Origin of the sequence: Bordetella parapertussis, assembly GCF_020735925.1 — a bacterium.
Classification (GTDB): Bacteria; Pseudomonadota; Gammaproteobacteria; order Burkholderiales; family Burkholderiaceae_B; genus Bordetella; species Bordetella pertussis.
Map to the genome: position 1 here is coordinate 155,707 of NZ_CP085971.1, position 16,529 is coordinate 172,235.

Genomic DNA, 16,529 nt, shown 5'->3' on the forward strand with positions numbered 1-16,529 from the left:
GATGCAGCATGAATTATCAGCTCAGCGAAGAGCAGCAGGCCATTGTCGACGCGGCGGAGAAGATCTGCGCGGACTTTCCGCATTCCTACTGGCGCGAGAAGGACAAGAAGCATGAGTTTCCCCATGAGTTCTTCGAGGCTGTCGCGAGCGGCGGCTGGCTGGGGATCTGCATGCCGGAGGAGGTGGGCGGGGCGAACCTGGGCGTGACCGAGGCCGCGCTGTTCATGCGCGTGGTGGCCGAATGCGGCGGACAGGCCGCGGCGTCGAGCATCCACATGAACATTTTCGGCCTGCAGCCGGTGGTGCATTTCGCCACGCAGGCCCAGAAGCAGGCCTGGCTGCCGCCCTTCGGCCGCGGCGAACACAAGGCGTGCTTCGCCGTCACCGAGCCAGATCCGGGGCTGGACACGACGAAGCTGAAGACCGTGGCCAGGAAGCAGCCCGACGGCAGCTACCTGATCACGGGGAAAAAGGTCTTCATCTCGACCGCGCAGGTGGCCGACCACATGCTGATCCTGGCACGCACGACGCCGATCGAGGAAGTGAAGAAGCACAGCGAAGGGCTGAGCCTGTTCTACACCAAACTGGACCGCAACTACGTCGACATCCGGGAGATCGACAAGCTGGGCCGGGGGGCGGTGGATACGAACGAGTTGTTCATCGACAACCTGCCGGTAGCCAAGGATGCCCTGATCGGCGAAGAGGGCAAGGGGCTGTCCTATATCTTCCACGGCATGAACGCCGAACGCGTCCTGGTGGCGGCGGAGCAGGTCGGCATGGGCCGCGCCGTGCTGAAGCTGGCCACGCAGTACGCCAAGGAGCGCGTGGTGTTCGGCCGCCCCATCGGCAAGAACCAGGGAATCCAGCATCCTCTGGCGCGCAGCTGGGCCGAGCTGGAGGCCGCCAATCACATGATGCTTGCCGCGGCGGACCTGTACGACCGCGGAGAGTCCTGCGGATCGGAGGCCAATGCGGCCAAGCTGCTGGCGTCCGAGGCCTGCATGCAAGCGTGCCAGAACTCGATCCTGACGCACGGCGGCTACGGTTATGCGAAGGAGTACCACGTGGAGCGCTTCATGCGCGAGGCCTGGATCGGCTACATCGCGCCGGTTTCGCCGCAGCTGGTCTTGTCGAACATCGCCGAGCGCAAGCTGGGGCTGCCCAAGTCGTATTGAGCGGCGGGCGCGGATGTTCCCAATAATGGTTGCGGCGCCAACCCGGCCTTCGATGGCCGGGCCCCGACCGCACAGGGCTTGAGGAGACGGCCATGGCAGTAACAGGACCTTTGGAAGGTATACGCGTTCTTGATTTGACTGTGGCGCTGGCCGGCCCGTTGGGCTCGCTGCTGCTGGGCGGCCTGGGCGCCGAAGTGATCCGGGTCGAATCGCCGGGCGGCGGCGACATCGCGCGCAACAATCCGCCCTATGTCGGCAAGGACGGCATTCACTTCGGCGTCAGGCATGAGGACGAGGTGTCCTTGACCACGCTCAACCGGGCGCGCAACAAGAAAAGCGTCACCTTGAACCTGAAGACCGAGCAGGGTCGGGCGCTGTTCATGGAGCTGGCCAAGGAGTGCGATGTCCTGATCGAGAACGCCAGCGAGGGCACCACGGCCCGCCTGGGCGTGGATTATGAGAGCGTGCGCAAGGCCAACCCGAAGATCATCTACGCTTCGGTCAAGGCCTTCGGCGAGCCCAGCCCGTATCCCAAGCTCAAGGGCATGGATATCATCGTGCAGGCGCTGTCGGGCATCATGGACGTGACCGGCGTCGCCGATGGTCCGCCCACGCGCTGGGCGCTGCCGATTGCCGACATGGTCGCGCCCCTGTACGCGGTAAACGGGATTCTCGCCGCGCTGATCCATCGCGGCAAGACGGGCGAGGGGCAGTGCGTGCAGGTATCGATGCTCGATTGCCTGGCCTCGCTGGTGGCCGAAGAGCATTTCGACGTGTTCATGGCGCACGGCTATCCCAAGCGCTCGGGCAACTTCCACGACCGGCTCGTGCCGTTCGGGGTTTATGGCACCTCCGACGGCCATGTGGCGATGGTGGCCTTCCAGCCGGATTGGTTCGGCAGTCTCATGCAGGCCATCGGCAAGCCCGAGCTGGCCGAGGACCCGCGCTATGCCACGCGGGGGCCGCGGATGAAGCACGCGACCGAGATCAACGCCATGATCGAGGACTGGACGCGCCGCCATACCAGCGCCGAAGTCATACACGAGCTGCAGGAAAAGCGCGGCGTGCCGGCCGCGCCGGTGCGCTCGCCCCAGGAGGTGCTGCAGGATCCGGCATTGCGGCAACGCGGCGCGGTGGTCAAGCTGGAGCACCCGGGCCTGGCCAATATCGATGCCATGGGCATGGGCCTGCCCATCCAGTTTTCCGGCACGCCTTCCAGCTTCGGGCAACCCGCCCAGGAGCTCGGGGCATCCAACAACGAGATCTACCAGGGCCTGCTCAAGCTGTCCGACGCCCAGCTCGACCAGTTGCGCGGCGCAGGGGTGATCTGAGATGGGCGATGCTGCGAAGGCCGGCCACCGTCCTGGCCCGCTTGCCGGCGTGAAGGTGGTCGAGATCGCGGGCATCGGCCCGGGGCCGCTGGCCGGCATGTTCCTGGCCGACCTGGGCGCCACGGTGATCCGCGTGGACCGCAAGCAGCCCTCCGGGCTGGGGGCGCCGCGTCCGGTGCAGTTCGACCTGGGCCTGCGCAACCGCAAGTCCATCCGCGTCGATCTCAAGGACCCGGCCGCCGTCGAGATGGTGCTGGAATTGCTGGGCCAGGCCGACGCCTTGATCGAGGGCTTCCGCCCGGGGGTGATGGAGCGCCTGGGCCTGGGGCCGGATGCGTGCCTGGCCCGCAACCCGCGCCTGGTCTATGGCCGGGTGACGGGCTGGGGGCAGGAGGGGCCGCTGGCCAAGGCGGCGGGCCACGATCTGAACTACATTTCCATCACGGGCGCCCTGCATGCCATGGGCCGGGCCGGGCAGGCGCCCACGCCGCCGCTGAACGTGCTGGGCGATTACGCGGGCGGCTCGCTGTACCTGGCCTTTGGCCTGCTGGCCGGCATACTGGAGGCGCGCGGGTCCGGCAAGGGCCAGGTGGTCGATGCCGCCATGGTGGATGGGGTCGCTTCGCTCATGACGGTGATCATGGGCATGCATGGCGCGGGCATGCACGGCAAGCAGCGCGGCACCAATCTGGTCGATACGGGCGCGCCCTGCTATGAGGTGTACGAATGCGCGGACGGCAAGTATGTGTCGGTGGCGCCCATCGAAGACAAGTTCTACCGGCTGTTGCTGGAGAAACTGCAGCTGCAGGATCATCCGCTGCTGCAGGAACAAATGGACCGCGCCGCGTGGCCGCAGGCCAAGCAGGTTCTGGCGGCCCGGTTCCGGGAGCGCACGTGCGATGAGTGGACCGAACTGCTGGGAGCGTCGGACGCCTGCCTGGCGCCGGTGCTGGATTTCGACGAGGCGCTCGCGCATCCGCATATCCGCCAGCGCGGCACGCTGACCGACATCGAGGGCGTGGTCCATCCCGCGCCGGGGCCGCGCTTTTCGCGCACCCCGGCGGGGCGGCCCGAGCCGCCCGCGCCGCTCAGTACCGGCAATGCCGTCGCCGCGTTGCGCGGCTGGCTGCCGGACGAACACATCCTCGCATACCAAGAAAGACAGACCTTTATCTAAGGAGACGATCATGACGATTGCGCGCACACTCTTCGGCGCCGCCGCGCTGGCCATGCTTGCCGTGCTGGCCAGCCCCGCCATGGGCGCGGATTTTCCCGATGGCAAACCCGTGCGCATCATCGTGCCGACCGGCGTGGGATCGGGCACGGACCTGACCGCGCGCCAGATCGCGGCCAGCATGGGCAAGGCATGGAGCGTTCCGGTCGTGGTCGAGAACAAGGCTGGCGCCAGCGGCATGATAGGCACGGAATTCGTGGCCAAGGCGACGCCCGACGGCTATACCTTGCTGACCACCTATGCGCAGCACTACACCAATCAATTGGTGATGAATACGCCCTACGATGCGGTCAAGGACTTCGAGCCCGTCGCCCGCGTCGCGAATTCGGCGCTGGTGATCTCCGTGTCGACGAGCTCCCCGTACAAGACCCTGGGCGACGTGATCGAGGCCGCCAGGAAGAAGCCGGGCGTCATTACCTATGGTTCGTCCGGCAATGGCACGACCTCGTACCTGGCCGCGACGCTGTTCGAGGAAATGGCGAAGGTCAAGCTCAACCATATCCCGTACAAGGCGCCGGGCCAGGTGGCGCTGGACGCCGCATCGGGGCAGATCGACCTCAGCTTCAACGGCATGTCCTCGGTGTTGCCGCTGATCAAGGGCGGCCGCCTGCGCGCCCTGGCGGTAACCACCTTGCAGCGCTCGCAAAGCCTGCCCGATGTGCCGACGGTGGCCGAGTCGGGCTATCCCGGTTACGAGACGGCCTCGCCGATCTGGCTGTTCGTGCCGCGCGGCACGCCGCAGGCGATCGTCGACAGGCTGTCCGCAGGCGTTACCGCGGCCGCCGGCACGACCGAGTTCCAGGATTTGTGCCGGCAGCAGGGCCTGGAAGTGGACATCCAGGATGCCGCGACCGCCAAGGCGGCCGGCCCCGGAGAGCTGGAAAAATGGCGCAAGCTGATGAGCACGGCCGGCGCGCCGAAAGGCTGAGGAGGCGCGCGTGGCCGATCTCTGCGATATCGCGCAGCCCGCGCTGGACGCGGTGTGCGCCGAATGGAACCGCGCGGGCGCGCGTTGGGACGCCGACGGCCTGGCCGCCACGTATTGCGAGGACGGCCTGCTGTTTGGCGGACGTCCCGGCCACTACGTGGGGCGTGAGTCCATAAGGGCCTACTTCGCCACCTACGACGGCGTGATCCTCGCCGGCGGCATGACGCTGTCGGAGACGGCGCTGCGCACGCTGGGCGAGGATTGCATACTTGCCCAGGGCATGGTGTGTTTCGCGTTCACGCTGGCCGGCCAGGCGCAGACGCGGTCGACCCTGCGCGCCACCCTGGTGCTGCGGCGCGACGCGGGCCGCTGGCGCATCCTCCAACACCACTTTTCCTCCGAACCGGCGGCGCCGCCGCTGGGCCAGGACTGATCTTCCGGGAGTCGCATTCATGACCGCAGGCCACGCCGACATCGAAGCGCTGAAGCGCCTGAGCGCGGGGCGTTCCACCTGCCGCGCCTATCTGCCGCGCCAGGTACCGGAGGCGGTGATCCGCGACATCGTCGATGTGGCGCGGCGTACCGCCTCGTGGTGCAACACCCAGCCCTGGCAGCTGGTGGTTGCCTCGGGCGCGAGCACCGACCGTTTCCGCCAGGCCTTGATGGAGCAGGCGCGCCGGCATCCCGAGCTGGATTCCGATTTGCCGTTTCCGGCCGAGTACCGGGGCGTCTACCTGGATCGCCGGCGCAGGTCGGGCCTGCAGCTCTACGAGGCGCTGGGTATCGAGCGGGACGACAAGGCGCGCCGCGCGAGCCAGTCGTTCGAGAATTTCCGCCTGTTCGGCGCGCCCCATGTGGCCATCGTCACGGTCGCGCGGGAGCTGGGCGCGTATGGCGCGGTGGACGTGGGCGGCTTTGTCGGCGCGTTCCTGCTTGCCGCCCATGCCCACGGCGTCGCGACCACGCCCCAGGCCGCGCTGGCGATGCAGTCGGGATTCATCCGGCGGTATTTCGGCCTGGACGAAGGGCGCGCCGTGGTGTGCGGCATTTCGTTCGGCTACGCGGACCGCGCGCACCCCGTCAACGGATACCGTACCGAACGCGCGGGGCTGGACGACATCCTGCAAATGGTTTGATCCATCCGATGGCGATGACGCCGGAGAACCCAGCATGACATTGTTGATCGACAATCCCGCGCCCCATGTGCGGCGCCTGACGCTGAACCGCCCCGAGCGGATGAACGCCCTGGACGGACCGACGCTGCAAATGCTCAACGATGCGGTGCGCGAATGCGGCGCGGCCGCGGACGTGAAGGTCCTGGTCATCCGCGGCCAAGGGCGCGCCTTCTGCGCAGGCAATGACCTCAAGTGGCTGGCCGGCGGGGTGCTGGCCGATCGCGCGGCGCATATGCGCCACCAGGACCTGATGCAGGACACCTACGAGCGCCTGGAGTCCGCGCCGCAGATCGTGCTGGCCAGCGTCAACGGCTATGCCATGGCGGGCGGCTTCGAGCTGGCGCTGGCCTGCGACCTGATGATCGCGGATGCCCAGGCCCAGCTGGGCGACGAACACATCCGCCGCAATCTGTTGCCCAGCGGCGGCAGTTCCCAGCGCTTGCCGCGCAAGCTGGGCCTGCAGCGCGCCATGTACTACCTGGTGACGGGCAGGCGCATGACGGGCCAGGAGGCGGTCGAGCTGGGCCTGGCGGCGCAGGCCGTGCCCGCCGAGCAACTGGAGCGCGCCACGCTGGAGCTGGCCGGCGAAATCGCCCGGGCCGATGCGCTGGCGCTGGCGTCGATGAAAGAGATGGTGCGCAAATCGATGGAGCTGCCGCTGTCGGATGGGCTGCGCCACGAACGCTGGATGCAGCATCGCTATCGGACCCAGTCGCCGTCGCTGGAGGCGGGCGTGGCGCGCTTTGCCGGCGGCCGCAAGGACGGTTGAGACTGGCCGCAACACCATCATGATGCCGCGCCTGGCGCGCGTTTCCAGGGTACGGAACAACCGCGCGGTCTGGATTGACCGGGTTCTGTCTCCACGCATCTAATGCGTACGGGCCAGGCGGCTTAGCCTTCACGAGCCCGTCCGAAGGAGACATCATGAAAACATCGTTTCACCTTGCGGTAACGCTTAAGAGCGGTTTCGCGATTGCCATGCTGGCGGCCGCCACCTTGAGCCATGCCGAGACCATCAAGCTGGGAATGTCGATTCCCCTGTCCGGCTCCGGCGCCAACTGGGGCAAAGGCTCCGAATGGCTGTGCGCGAAGGCAGCCGAAGAGATCAAGGCCGCGGGTGGCGTCAAGGTCCAGGGCAAGGTCTACGACTTCGAGTGCGTCGGCTACGACAACAAGTACAACGCCGCCGAAGGCGCCAAGGTCGCGCAGGCGCTGGTGTCGCGCGACGGCGTGAAGTACGTGGCGGGCAGCATCGGCGTGGCGCCGGTGCGCGCATTGCAGTCGTTGACCGAGCGCAGGGGTGTGCTGCTGTTCACCGCGGCCTGGGGCAATTCGATCAAGGGGCCGAAGTTTCCGCTGACCTTTACGCAGATGAACTCGGTCAATGAAATCTCCGAGCCCATGATCGCGCACGTCAAGAAGCTGCACCCGGAAATCAAGACCGTGGTGCTGCTCAACCCTAACGACGCGACGGGCCAGGAAACCGAGAAGGTGGCCAAGGCCGCCTGGGAAAAGAATGGCGTGAAAGTCCTGGCAAGCGATTGGTACGAACGCGGCACCAGCGAGTTCCAGCCCATCGCCGCCAAGCTGAATTCCCTCAAGCCCGATCTGGTCGACCTGGCTTCCACGCCGCCGGCCGACGCCGGCCTGGTGTTCCGGGAATTGAAAGCCTTGGGCTGGAACGGCGTGAAGGTGGTGGAAGTGGGCACGGGAGCCGATGGCTTGCTGGCGACCGGCAAGGATGCCGTCGATGGCACGTACCTGGGCGCCGCGGTGGCCGTGGATGGCTTGAGCGCGCACCAGAAAGCGCTGAACGACGGCGTGAAGAAGGTCACCGGCGAGAACATCAACTCGGTGCAGATCGGCTTCTACGACTCGGTGTACGCGATCAAGGCGGCGATGGAAAAGGCCCAGAGCGTCGACCCGCAACAGGTCGCCAAGGTCATGCCCGACGTCAAGTTCCAGTCCTTCTTCGGCGAGGTCGATTTCGGTGGCAAGAGCGTCTACGGCAGCGACCAGCAGATGCAGTTGCCCGTCATCATTACCCAGATCTCCGGGACCGCGCTGAAGGAAGTCGGCCGCGTGCAGAAATAAGCCAGGAGCCACGCTCATGCAGGACAACCTCCAGTTGCTGTTCACGGCGCTGCAGATCAGCTCGGTGTACATACTTTTCTCGCTCGGGCTGACGATCATCTTCGGCGTGCTCAAGGTCGTGAACTTCGCTCACGGCCAGTTCTTCACCTTTTCGGCACTGGTGTTGTCGCTGGCGCTTTCCTGGCTGGCTCCGCATGTGGGCAATCCATTCGTGGTTTACCTGCTTGCGGGCCTGGCCGGACTGGCAGCCTGCCTGCTGTTCGGGCTGGTGCTGTACCAGTTCGGCTTCAAGCGGCTGGAGCGCGACATGATCGGATCCTTCATCCTGTCGGCCGGCCTGGTGCTGTTCTTCGAAGGCCTCATGCTGGAGATATTCGGCGGTGCGGTACGCCCCGTTCCCGCGCTGATCGACGGCAACGTCGACCTGTTGGGCCTGTCGGTCTCGAAACAGCGCCTGGTGCTGTTCGTGTTCGCCGTGGCGCTGACGACCCTCATCATCACGCTGCTTCGAAGCACCAAGTTCGGCAAGGCGCTGCGCGCCGTGGCCATCGACCAGGAGGCGGCGATGCTGCAGGGCATCGCCTATCGCAAGATCGCGCTCTATGGCTTTCTGATCGCGACCGGCGTGGCGGCCATCGCCGGCATGCTGATCGCGCCGGTGGCGGCGGTCACGCCCACGCTGGGCGATTCGTACCTGGTCAAGGGTTTCATCGCCGTGGTGGTGGGCGGAATGGGCAGCATCGTCGGGGCCATCTTCGGCAGTCTGCTGATCGCGCTTCTGGAATCATTCATCGGGTTTTACTTCGACCCTTCGGCGGCCAACCTGACCATCTTCGTCATCGTGATGCTGGTACTGCTGATCAAGCCCAAGGGGTTTTTCGGCAATGACTAAAAGCAAAGACCTCGTATTCATCCTGTTCATCGCCGCGGTGCTGGTCGGCTGCATCGCGCTGGGCAGCGGCTATATCGGCAACCTGGTGGTGTGGATGAGCGTTGCCGCCGTCATGGCGACCAGCCTGCGCTTCGTGCTGTTGATCGGCGAACTGAATTTCGCCACGGCGGCCTTCTTCGGCATCGGCGCGTACTGCACCGGCTATATCGCCAACTACCTGGACCTGCCGTTCTTCCTGATCCTGGCCCTGAGCGCGCTGCTCGCGCTGGCGGTGAGCGTGGTGTTCGGCTGCATCACGCTCAAGGTGAAGGGGCCGTACTTCCTGCTGATCGGCTTTGCGTTCACCGAGGCCTTGCGGATTCTCTACACCCGCACCGACGTGCTGGGCGGGAACTCGGGCCTGGTGGGCATTTTCCCGCCGATCTGGCTCGAAGCGCACTACCACTATTTCGCGACGGTATTGTGCTTCGCGCTGATCGTGGCGTTGCTGTTCGTGGAGCGCTCGAACCTGGGCAAGGTCTTCGTCGCCATCCGCGACAACGAGAACGTGGTGCGCAGCCTGGGCATTCCGGTCTTCATGACCAAGGTGCTGTGCTTCGCGGTCGCATCGGCGGTGGCCGGCCTGGCGGGTTCGGTGCATGCCTATGCGAGCAATGTCATCAGTTCGCTGGATTTCGGCTTCATGCTCTCCACCTTCGCCCTGGCCTATCTCAAGGTGGGCGGCGAGGACAGCCCGCTGGGGCCCATCATCGGGGCGGTGCTGCTCGTGGGGATCGCCAGCTATGCGCAGACCCTCGGAGGCAACGAGCACATTCTCTACGGCCTGGCCATCATTGTGTCGGTGCTGTTCATGCCCAAGGGCCTGATGGGCCTGTTCAAGAGTCGCTGAGAGGACCGCATGCAGACAGGATCAATGCTGCTCACGGGGCAGAATCTTTCGAAGCAGTTCAAGGGCCTCCTGGCGGTATCCGGCGTCGACATCCGGATCGCGCGGGGGGAGATCGTCGGCCTGATCGGGCCCAATGGGGCGGGCAAGAGCACGACGTTCAACCTGCTTTCCGGCTTTCTCAGGCCCACTTCGGGCAGCCTGGAGATCGCCGGCGCGGATATGTCCAAGGCCAAGCCGGAACGCATCAGCAGGCAGGGCCTGGTGCGCACCTTCCAGCACGGCAGCTATCTGCCGTCCATGTCCGTGCGCGACAACGTGCTCATCGGCTGCCTGGGCGGCCGGCGCACCGGCCGCGTGGCCGCAAGCGAGCAGGAACAGGTCATCGCGCAGGCCATTGCGCTGTTCGGCCTGGCCGGGCACGAGAACGACATTGCCCGCAACCTGCCGCACGGCCTGCAGCGCCTGGTGAGCATGGCCATGGCATTCGCGGCGCGGCCCTCCCTGCTGTGCCTGGACGAGCCGCTGACCGGCTTGAACCAGACCGAGGTGGCCGAGACGCTGAGTGTCTACCGGCGGCTCAAGTCCGAGTACGCCATGTCCATTCTGCTGGTCGAGCACAATATGCGCGCGGTGATGAATATCTGCGATTGAATCTACGTCCTGCACCACGGGGAAATCATCTTCAGCGGCACGCCGGACGAGGTGAAGGCCAGCGAGACGGTGCTCAAGGCTTACCTGGGGGAAGCGCATGGCCTCTGAGAATACCTTGACGGTGCGCAAGCTGTCGGTCAGCTACGGAACCGTTCCCGCCATCATCGACGTGGACCTGGAGGTCAAGGGCGGCAGCATCGTCAGCCTGATCGGCGCCAATGGCGCCGGCAAGTCGACGCTGATCAAGGCCATTACCGGGCTGGTCAAGGTGGCCGGGGGCGAGATCCACTATGGCGGCAAGCCGCTTGCCAACCGCGAACCCAACGTCATTCTCGGGCACGGCGTCGCGCTGGTGCCCGAAGGCCGGCGCCTGTTCGGCAGCATGACGGTGCGCGAGAACCTCGAGATGGGCGCCTACCGGATCGACGACGCGCGCAGGAGGGCCGAGCTGCTGGCGACCTGCCTGCATTATTTCCCCGACCTCGAGGCCAAGCTGCCCAGCCCGGCGAACGCGTTGTCCGGCGGACAGCAGCAGATGGTGGCCGTCGCCCGCGCGCTGATGAGCGCGCCCAGCATGCTGCTGCTGGACGAGCCCACGATCGGCCTTGCGCCGGCCTTCGTCAATGTCATCAGCAAAGTGGTGCGCGACATCAACCAGCAGGGCGTGAGCGTATTGCTGGTGGAGCAGAACGCCGAGGTCGCGCTGCGCGTGAGCGACTACAGCTATGTGCTGGAATCGGGGACGGTCGTCAAGCACGGCCCCGCCGAGGTGTTCCTCAACGACCCGGATATCAAGAAGGCGTATCTGGGCCTTTGAGGCGTGGTGGTGGCTCAGGTGATGGACCGCGCCGCGAGGTGGCCCTCGCGGATCGCGGGCTGGATATCGCGCGCCGACAGCGCGTCGCCCACGATATGCAGTTGCGGTACGCGTTCGCGCAGCGCTGCCCAGACTTCGTTCTGCGACTGCCGGTAGCCGGCCAGCACGACCGTCTCGGCGGCCACGGTCTCGGTGCGCTCGCCATACAGGGAGCGGATCTGCGCGCTGCCGCGCTCGATCGATACCAGCGCCGACTGCGTCACGATGCGGAAATTGCCCGCCTTGTAGAAGCGCTGCAGGGCCGCCTGCGTACGCCCGGTGCCTTCGACGGCTGGGGCGAACATCTGGTGGCGCGTCACATAGGTGACCTCGGCGCCGGCCTCGATCAGCGCTTCGCAGCAGCCTATGGCTTCGTAATGCCCGACGTCGTCGAACACCAGCGCGGTCTTGCCGAAATCGCCGCGGCTTTCCATGCCCAGTTCGAACGAGGTCAGCACGCGCGCATCCGGCGCGATGGCCAGCGCTGCGGTCGGGTCGGCCGTCTGGCGGAACTCGCCGGCATCGACGGGTTGCGAGCCGGTCGCGACGATGACGACCTCGGGCTGTTCGGCCAGGACTTCGTCGGCTTCCACGTAGGTCGCAAGCCGAACGTCCACGCCCAGGCGATAGATTTCGCTTTCCAGCCAGATGGCGATGTCGCCGATCAGGTGCAGCTTGGGCAGGCGCCTGGCGGTGTTGAGCAGCCCGCCCAGGTCCGAAGCGGCCTCGATGAGGGTGACGCGATGGCCCATGAGCCGGGCCACCCGCGCGGCCTCCATGCCGGCCACGCCGCCGCCGACCACCACCACCTTGCGGGGCTGCGCGGCCGCGACGATGAGGTCTTCGGCCAGCCGGCGCTCGTCGCCGACCGCGGCGTTCACCGCGCAGCGCATGCGGCCGGTGAACACGCCGCCGATACAGCCCTGGTTGCAGCTGATGCAGGGGCGCACTTCGGTGCCCCGGCCGTCACGGGCCTTGGCGACCAGCATCGGGTCCGCGATCATGCCGCGCACGATGCTGATCATCTCGGCATGGCCTTCCTTGAGGGCCTGCTCGGCATCGTCGAGCGTGGCGTAGCGGCCCACGATGATGCGCGGTACGGTAATGCCCTGGCTGACGTGGTCGCTGGCGGGCAGCTGGTAGCCGACGGGGCGGTCCATGCCGGCATAGCGCTCGACGTGGAAGTAGTAGTCGCCATGGGTGATGTTCACGAAGTCGATCAGGCCTTCGGCCTGGGCGCGCAAGGCGATGGCGTTGACGTCGTCGGTGGAGAGGATGCGGGCGTCGGTGCTGCCGCCGATGCGCACGCCCAGGGCGAAATCGGGCGAGGTCGCCGCGCGGATGGCGCGCAGCGTTTCCAGCAAGGCCCGGATGCGGTTGTCGAAGCTGCCGCCGTAGGCATCGTCGCGCTGGTTGAGCACCGGCGAGAAGAACTGCGAGAACAGGTAGCCGGCGCCGGCCAGCACTTCCACGCCATGCAGGCCGGCCGCCTGCATGCGGGCGGCCGCCTTGCCGTAGGCCTCGACCAGTTCGCCGATCTGCCCGGTCGTCATCGGAATCGGCGGCGCCACCGAGTAACGTCCGGGCAGCGGGCCGACCGCCCAGGGCAGGCCGCCATCGGCGGCCGGGTCGGTATAGCCGCCGTGCCAGAGCTGCGTGAACAGTTTCATGCCGGTCGGCGCGATCGCGTCGGCCAGGCGGCGCATGGGAGCGATCGCGCCGTCGTCGGCCGCGCTCAGCGAGAACGTGGACGAAGGATGGACCGAGGTGCTTTCAAGAATGGAAAGCCCGGCGCCGCCCTTGGCCCGCTCCAGGTGGTAGGCGATCAGGTCGTCGTTGACATAGCCCTGGGCCAGCCGGGTGGCGTGCGCGGTGCGCACGATCCGGTTGGGAATCTCGACGCCGCCGATGCGCAGCGGCGAGAAAATGCGTCGGTACATGCTCATGCCACGGATCGCTTGGACGAGATGCCGCCGTCCACGGTGACGATGGTTCCGCTGGTATAGGCCGAGCGCGGCGACGCCAGGTAGACGAACAGGTCGGCGACCTCCGCGACCGTGGCGGTGCGGCCCAGCGGATAGCCGGCCAGCAGTTCGTCCGAGCGCTGTTCGTCGCCCAGCAGGCGGGCGGCGTGGCTCCTGAGGACCTTGGCGATGCGTTCGGTGGCCACCGGCCCGGGGTTGACGCCGATGACCCGGATGCCGTCTTCCAGGCTGCGGCCGCCCAGGGCGCAGGTAAACGCCATCAGCGCCGCATTGCCGGTCGAGCCGGCGATATAGTTGAAGTCGGGGTTCTGGCCGCCGTTGCCGATGTTGTTGAGGATGACGCCATGGCCACGGGCGCTTCATGCGCGGATAGACCGCCCGCGCCAGATCGATGTAGCCGAAGACTTTCAGCTCCCAGCCCTGGCGCCAGGCCGGCGCGTCCACGTCCCAGAGATTGCCGCCGGGAATGGCGCCGGCGTTGTTGACCAGCACGTCGATATCGCCGGCGAAGGCGGCGACCTGGTCGACCGCGCCGGGTTGCGTCATGTCCAGCGGCAGCACGTCCACCTGCACGCCGTGGCGGCCGCGCAGATCCTGCGCCAGCGCCTGCAGCTTGTCCGCCGAGCGGGCGGTCAGCGCGAGGTGGCAGCCCTCGGCCGCGAAGGCTTGCGCCAGTCCGGCGCCGATGCCTTGCGAGGCGCCGGTGATCAGTACGCGCTGCCCTGCGATTTTCATGTCCATGTCTTTCTCCCTGGTATACGGGAATTAGATCGGCGGCGCCGCCGATTATCAATGCGCCCGTGCCTTGTGTTCCGTACTTCGGGAGGGTGCCGCAAGCGCCATGCGGCGCCTTTTGCATCGGCCGCGGTGCTGATGTACGGAACAAGCCATCGCCGGTGATTGCCGCCATCGCAGCCGGTGGCAATATTCGCAGCCAGACTGACGGCAAGCTGCCCGGCCGGTATTGGCAACGCGGGTTCGGCGGCATGCGAAGTCGGCGCCTTTCCACCTATCGGAGACAGACTCGATGATCAACCGCCGTTTTTTCTGCCTGGCTATCGTCAGCGCGGCCTTGCCCATGTGGGCGCAAGCCGCTTCCTATCCCAACCAGCCCGTGCGCGTCATTGTCAGCAATGCGCCCGGCACCGGCACCGATATCACGGCCCGCTTCCTGGCCAACCAGGTCGCGGGCAAGCTGGGCCAGCCGACGGTGGTCGAGAACAAGGCTGGCGCGGGCGGCGTGCTGGCCACCGATTTCGTGGCCAGGACCGAACCGGACGGCTACACCGTCCTGTTTTCCACCGGCGCGCACTTCATGCTGCCCGCGATCTACAGCAAGCTGAACTTCGACGCCAAGGCGGACTTCATACCGGTGGGCGTCTTCGCCCAGTCGCCCATGGTGGTTTTCGTGCCGGCGGACTCGCCTTTCCGGAGCATCGAGGATCTGGTCGCGGCAGCCAGGAAGGCCCCGGACACCATCAGCTATTCCTCGCCGGGAGTGGGCACCTCGTCGCACCTGGCCGCGGTGATGATGTTCAACCAGGCCAAGGTCGACCTGCGCCATATTCCGTACAAATCGGCCTCGCAGGCGGCGATGGAAGTGGCTTCGGGCCAGGCCCAGGTCGGCATCAATGGCACGGGCGTGACGCTCCCCTTGCTACAGGCGGGAAAAATCCGCATCCTGGCGGTAACCAGCCTCAAGCGCTCCGCGTCCTTGCCCGACGTTCCCACGCTGGATGAATCCGGCCTGAAGGGCTACGACTTCGTCGCGCCCATTCTCGCGCTGGTGCGCGCGGGCACGCCCGCGCCCATCGTGCAGACCCTGGGCGACGCCTTCACGGCGGCGGCGGCGCAGCCGGAGTTCAAGGAGCTGTGCTTGAAGCAGGGGCTGGACGTGGCCATCCAGGGGCCGGCCGAACTCAAGGTTTCGGCTCCCAAGGAGTTCGACAAGGCCAGGCGCCTGTCCGAACTGGCAGGCGTGCAGGCTCGCTGAATAGGAAAACAATGGAAAAGCGCCTTTTGATCGATCGTTTGCAGGGCCTGCTGAGGGCGGGGGATGCGTTGTGGTGGGGGCAGACGACCGCCGAGCCGCTCACGCTGACGCGGGCAGTCACCGAGCATCGCCATGCCCTGGCGCACGGCGGGCGGCTGAAAGTATTCGTCGGCATAGGCGCGTCCGACACGCTGCATCCCGGCCTGGCCGACGCGATCGATTTCTTCGGCTACACGGCCAGCGGTACGCACCGCAAGCTGGCCCAGGCGGGCGTGCTGGACATCGTGCCCAGCCATTACTCCCAGTTGCCGGCGCTGATTCGCGCCGGCGTCCTGCCGGCCGACGTGGTGTTGCTGCAGGTGTCGCCGCCGGACGAAGACGGCCGCTACAGCCTGGGCCTGGTGCATGAGTACCTGACCGCCGCGCTGCAGCGCGCGCGCGTGGTGATCGCCGAGGTCAGCCCCGAGATCCCCTGGACCCACGGCAGCGTCTACCTGCGGGCCGGCGATTTCGACTTGCTGGTGGACGCGGAGCATCCCCCCCTGGATGCCGCCAGCGCCGAGCCTGGCCCGGTGGAGCGGGCGATCGCGGGCCATATCGCGGCCCACGTGCAGGATGGGGCCACCTTGCAGGTGGGCATAGGCAAGCTGCCCGAGGCGGTATTGTCCGCGCTGTACGACCGGCGCGACCTGGGCTTGCACACCGGGGCGGCCGGCGACGGCATCGTGGCGCTGGCCGAGGCGGGCGCGCTCACCAATGCGCGCAAGGGCCGCGACGAAGGCGTGGGCGTCGCGGGGGTGCTGACCGGCGGGGCGCGCCTGCGCAAGTGGGCGCATCGCAACCCGCGGCTCATGCTGCAGGGTACCGATTACACACACGACCCGCAGGTGCTGGCCAGCCTGAACCAGCTGGTCGCCATCAACTCGGCCGTCGAGGTGGACCTGACCGGACAGGTCAACGCCGAGGTGGCGGGCGGGGTCTACGTGGGGGCCCTGGGCGGCGCGGTGGATTTCCTGCGCGGCGCCGCGCGCAGCAAGGGCGGCGTTCCCATCGTGGCCTTGCCGGCCACGGCCAAGGGCAGCACGCGCATCGTGGCGCAGCTGTCGGGGCCGGTGAGCACGCCGCGCTGCGATGCGGGTTTGATCGTCACCGAGCACGGCGTGGCCGATTTGCGTGGACTGTCCTTGTCGCGCCGGGTGCAACGCATGCTGGATATCGCCGCGCCCGAACATCGCGCCGAGCTGGAGCGCCAGGCGCACGAGGCCCTGGCCCGTTGCGGCGCCGCTTTCGCATGAGCGGGCGGCGTCCATCGCAAGCGAGGTGAAC

14 protein-coding genes and 2 pseudogenes are annotated in these 16,529 nt (G+C 66.8%); 14 read left to right on the top strand and 2 right to left on the bottom strand.

Features of this window, described 5'->3' with window-relative positions:
• Positions 1–8: 8 nt before the first annotated feature.
• From LK409_RS00760 to LK409_RS00820, 12 genes and pseudogenes are all read left to right on the top strand, one after another.
• Positions 9–1,175, top strand: coding sequence for an acyl-CoA dehydrogenase family protein (locus LK409_RS00760; protein ID WP_003807965.1), 1,167 nt, complete (start codon positions 9–11; stop codon positions 1,173–1,175).
• Positions 1,176–1,267: 92 nt separating this feature from the next.
• Positions 1,268–2,506: a CaiB/BaiF CoA transferase family protein gene (locus LK409_RS00765; protein WP_003807966.1), complete on the top strand. Its 1,239-nt coding sequence runs from the start codon at positions 1,268–1,270 to the stop codon at positions 2,504–2,506.
• Position 2,507: 1 nt separating this feature from the next.
• Positions 2,508–3,683, top strand: a complete 1,176-nt coding sequence (locus LK409_RS00770; RefSeq protein ID WP_010927579.1) for a CaiB/BaiF CoA transferase family protein — start codon at positions 2,508–2,510, stop codon at positions 3,681–3,683.
• A gap of 10 nt (positions 3,684–3,693) precedes the next feature.
• Complete coding sequence (locus tag LK409_RS00775) at positions 3,694–4,668, top strand: Bug family tripartite tricarboxylate transporter substrate binding protein (protein WP_010927580.1); 975 nt, start codon at positions 3,694–3,696, stop codon at positions 4,666–4,668.
• A 10-nt stretch (positions 4,669–4,678) separates the two neighbouring features.
• Positions 4,679–5,101 carry a YybH family protein gene (locus LK409_RS00780; protein ID WP_003807970.1) on the top strand — a complete coding sequence of 141 codons (423 nt, stop codon included), beginning with the start codon at positions 4,679–4,681 and terminating at the stop codon, positions 5,099–5,101.
• A 19-nt stretch (positions 5,102–5,120) separates the two neighbouring features.
• The gene (locus LK409_RS00785; RefSeq protein WP_010925888.1) at positions 5,121–5,804 is read left to right on the top strand and encodes a nitroreductase; all 684 of its coding nucleotides are present in this window, start codon (positions 5,121–5,123) and stop codon (positions 5,802–5,804) included.
• A gap of 34 nt (positions 5,805–5,838) precedes the next feature.
• On the top strand, positions 5,839–6,612 hold the full coding sequence (locus LK409_RS00790; protein WP_003807972.1) for an enoyl-CoA hydratase/isomerase family protein: 774 nt from the start codon (positions 5,839–5,841) through the stop codon (positions 6,610–6,612).
• Positions 6,613–6,767: 155 nt separating this feature from the next.
• Positions 6,768–7,937 carry an ABC transporter substrate-binding protein gene (locus LK409_RS00795; RefSeq protein WP_003807973.1) on the top strand — a complete coding sequence of 390 codons (1,170 nt, stop codon included), beginning with the start codon at positions 6,768–6,770 and terminating at the stop codon, positions 7,935–7,937.
• Positions 7,938–7,953: 16 nt separating this feature from the next.
• Positions 7,954–8,829 carry a branched-chain amino acid ABC transporter permease gene (locus LK409_RS00800; protein WP_010927581.1) on the top strand — a complete coding sequence of 292 codons (876 nt, stop codon included), beginning with the start codon at positions 7,954–7,956 and terminating at the stop codon, positions 8,827–8,829.
• Positions 8,822–9,718 carry a branched-chain amino acid ABC transporter permease gene (locus LK409_RS00805; RefSeq protein ID WP_010927582.1) on the top strand — a complete coding sequence of 299 codons (897 nt, stop codon included), beginning with the start codon at positions 8,822–8,824 and terminating at the stop codon, positions 9,716–9,718. The genes LK409_RS00800 and LK409_RS00805 overlap by 8 nt, the downstream gene beginning before the upstream one ends.
• A 9-nt stretch (positions 9,719–9,727) precedes the next feature.
• Positions 9,728–10,477 (top strand): annotated as a pseudogene (locus tag LK409_RS00810) (ABC transporter ATP-binding protein).
• Positions 10,467–11,186 carry an ABC transporter ATP-binding protein gene (locus tag LK409_RS00820; protein WP_003807978.1) on the top strand — a complete coding sequence of 240 codons (720 nt, stop codon included), beginning with the start codon at positions 10,467–10,469 and terminating at the stop codon, positions 11,184–11,186. The pseudogene LK409_RS00810 and the gene LK409_RS00820 overlap by 11 nt, the downstream one beginning before the upstream one ends.
• Positions 11,187–11,200: 14 nt before the next feature.
• Here LK409_RS00820 and LK409_RS00825 read toward each other — a convergent pair whose 3' ends face one another.
• Together LK409_RS00825 and LK409_RS00830 are read right to left on the bottom strand one after the other, a co-directional pair.
• The gene (locus LK409_RS00825; RefSeq protein WP_010927583.1) at positions 11,201–13,171 is read right to left on the bottom strand and encodes an oxidoreductase; all 1,971 of its coding nucleotides are present in this window, start codon (positions 13,169–13,171) and stop codon (positions 11,201–11,203) included.
• Positions 13,168–13,951: pseudogene (locus tag LK409_RS00830) on the bottom strand (SDR family oxidoreductase). The gene LK409_RS00825 and the pseudogene LK409_RS00830 overlap by 4 nt, the downstream one beginning before the upstream one ends.
• Positions 13,952–14,237: 286 nt before the next feature.
• Here LK409_RS00830 and LK409_RS00835 point away from each other — a divergent pair.
• Positions 14,238–15,203, top strand: coding sequence for a Bug family tripartite tricarboxylate transporter substrate binding protein (locus tag LK409_RS00835; protein ID WP_003819275.1), 966 nt, complete (start codon positions 14,238–14,240; stop codon positions 15,201–15,203).
• A gap of 11 nt (positions 15,204–15,214) precedes the next feature.
• Entirely contained in the window at positions 15,215–16,498 is a 1,284-nt protein-coding gene (locus LK409_RS00840; protein ID WP_010927584.1) for an acetyl-CoA hydrolase/transferase family protein, read from the top strand.
• Positions 16,499–16,529 lie beyond the last annotated feature (31 nt).

What these genes read in the sequence shown, in the direction of transcription:
- LK409_RS00760 (WP_003807965.1), top strand. Translation starts at nt 9, where the DNA reads ATGAATTATCAGCTCAGCGAAGAGCAGCAGGCCATTGTCGACGCGGCG.
- LK409_RS00765 (WP_003807966.1), top strand. Translation starts at nt 1,268, where the DNA reads ATGGCAGTAACAGGACCTTTGGAAGGTATACGCGTTCTTGATTTGACT.
- LK409_RS00770 (WP_010927579.1), top strand. Translation starts at nt 2,508, where the DNA reads ATGGGCGATGCTGCGAAGGCCGGCCACCGTCCTGGCCCGCTTGCCGGC.
- LK409_RS00775 (WP_010927580.1), top strand. Translation starts at nt 3,694, where the DNA reads ATGACGATTGCGCGCACACTCTTCGGCGCCGCCGCGCTGGCCATGCTT.
- LK409_RS00785 (WP_010925888.1), top strand. Translation starts at nt 5,121, where the DNA reads ATGACCGCAGGCCACGCCGACATCGAAGCGCTGAAGCGCCTGAGCGCG.
- LK409_RS00790 (WP_003807972.1), top strand. Translation starts at nt 5,839, where the DNA reads ATGACATTGTTGATCGACAATCCCGCGCCCCATGTGCGGCGCCTGACG.
- LK409_RS00795 (WP_003807973.1), top strand. Translation starts at nt 6,768, where the DNA reads ATGAAAACATCGTTTCACCTTGCGGTAACGCTTAAGAGCGGTTTCGCG.
- LK409_RS00800 (WP_010927581.1), top strand. Translation starts at nt 7,954, where the DNA reads ATGCAGGACAACCTCCAGTTGCTGTTCACGGCGCTGCAGATCAGCTCG.
- LK409_RS00805 (WP_010927582.1), top strand. Translation starts at nt 8,822, where the DNA reads ATGACTAAAAGCAAAGACCTCGTATTCATCCTGTTCATCGCCGCGGTG.
- LK409_RS00820 (WP_003807978.1), top strand. Translation starts at nt 10,467, where the DNA reads ATGGCCTCTGAGAATACCTTGACGGTGCGCAAGCTGTCGGTCAGCTAC.
- LK409_RS00825 (WP_010927583.1), bottom strand. Translation starts at nt 13,171, where the DNA reads ATGAGCATGTACCGACGCATTTTCTCGCCGCTGCGCATCGGCGGCGTC.
- LK409_RS00835 (WP_003819275.1), top strand. Translation starts at nt 14,238, where the DNA reads ATGATCAACCGCCGTTTTTTCTGCCTGGCTATCGTCAGCGCGGCCTTG.
- LK409_RS00840 (WP_010927584.1), top strand. Translation starts at nt 15,215, where the DNA reads ATGGAAAAGCGCCTTTTGATCGATCGTTTGCAGGGCCTGCTGAGGGCG.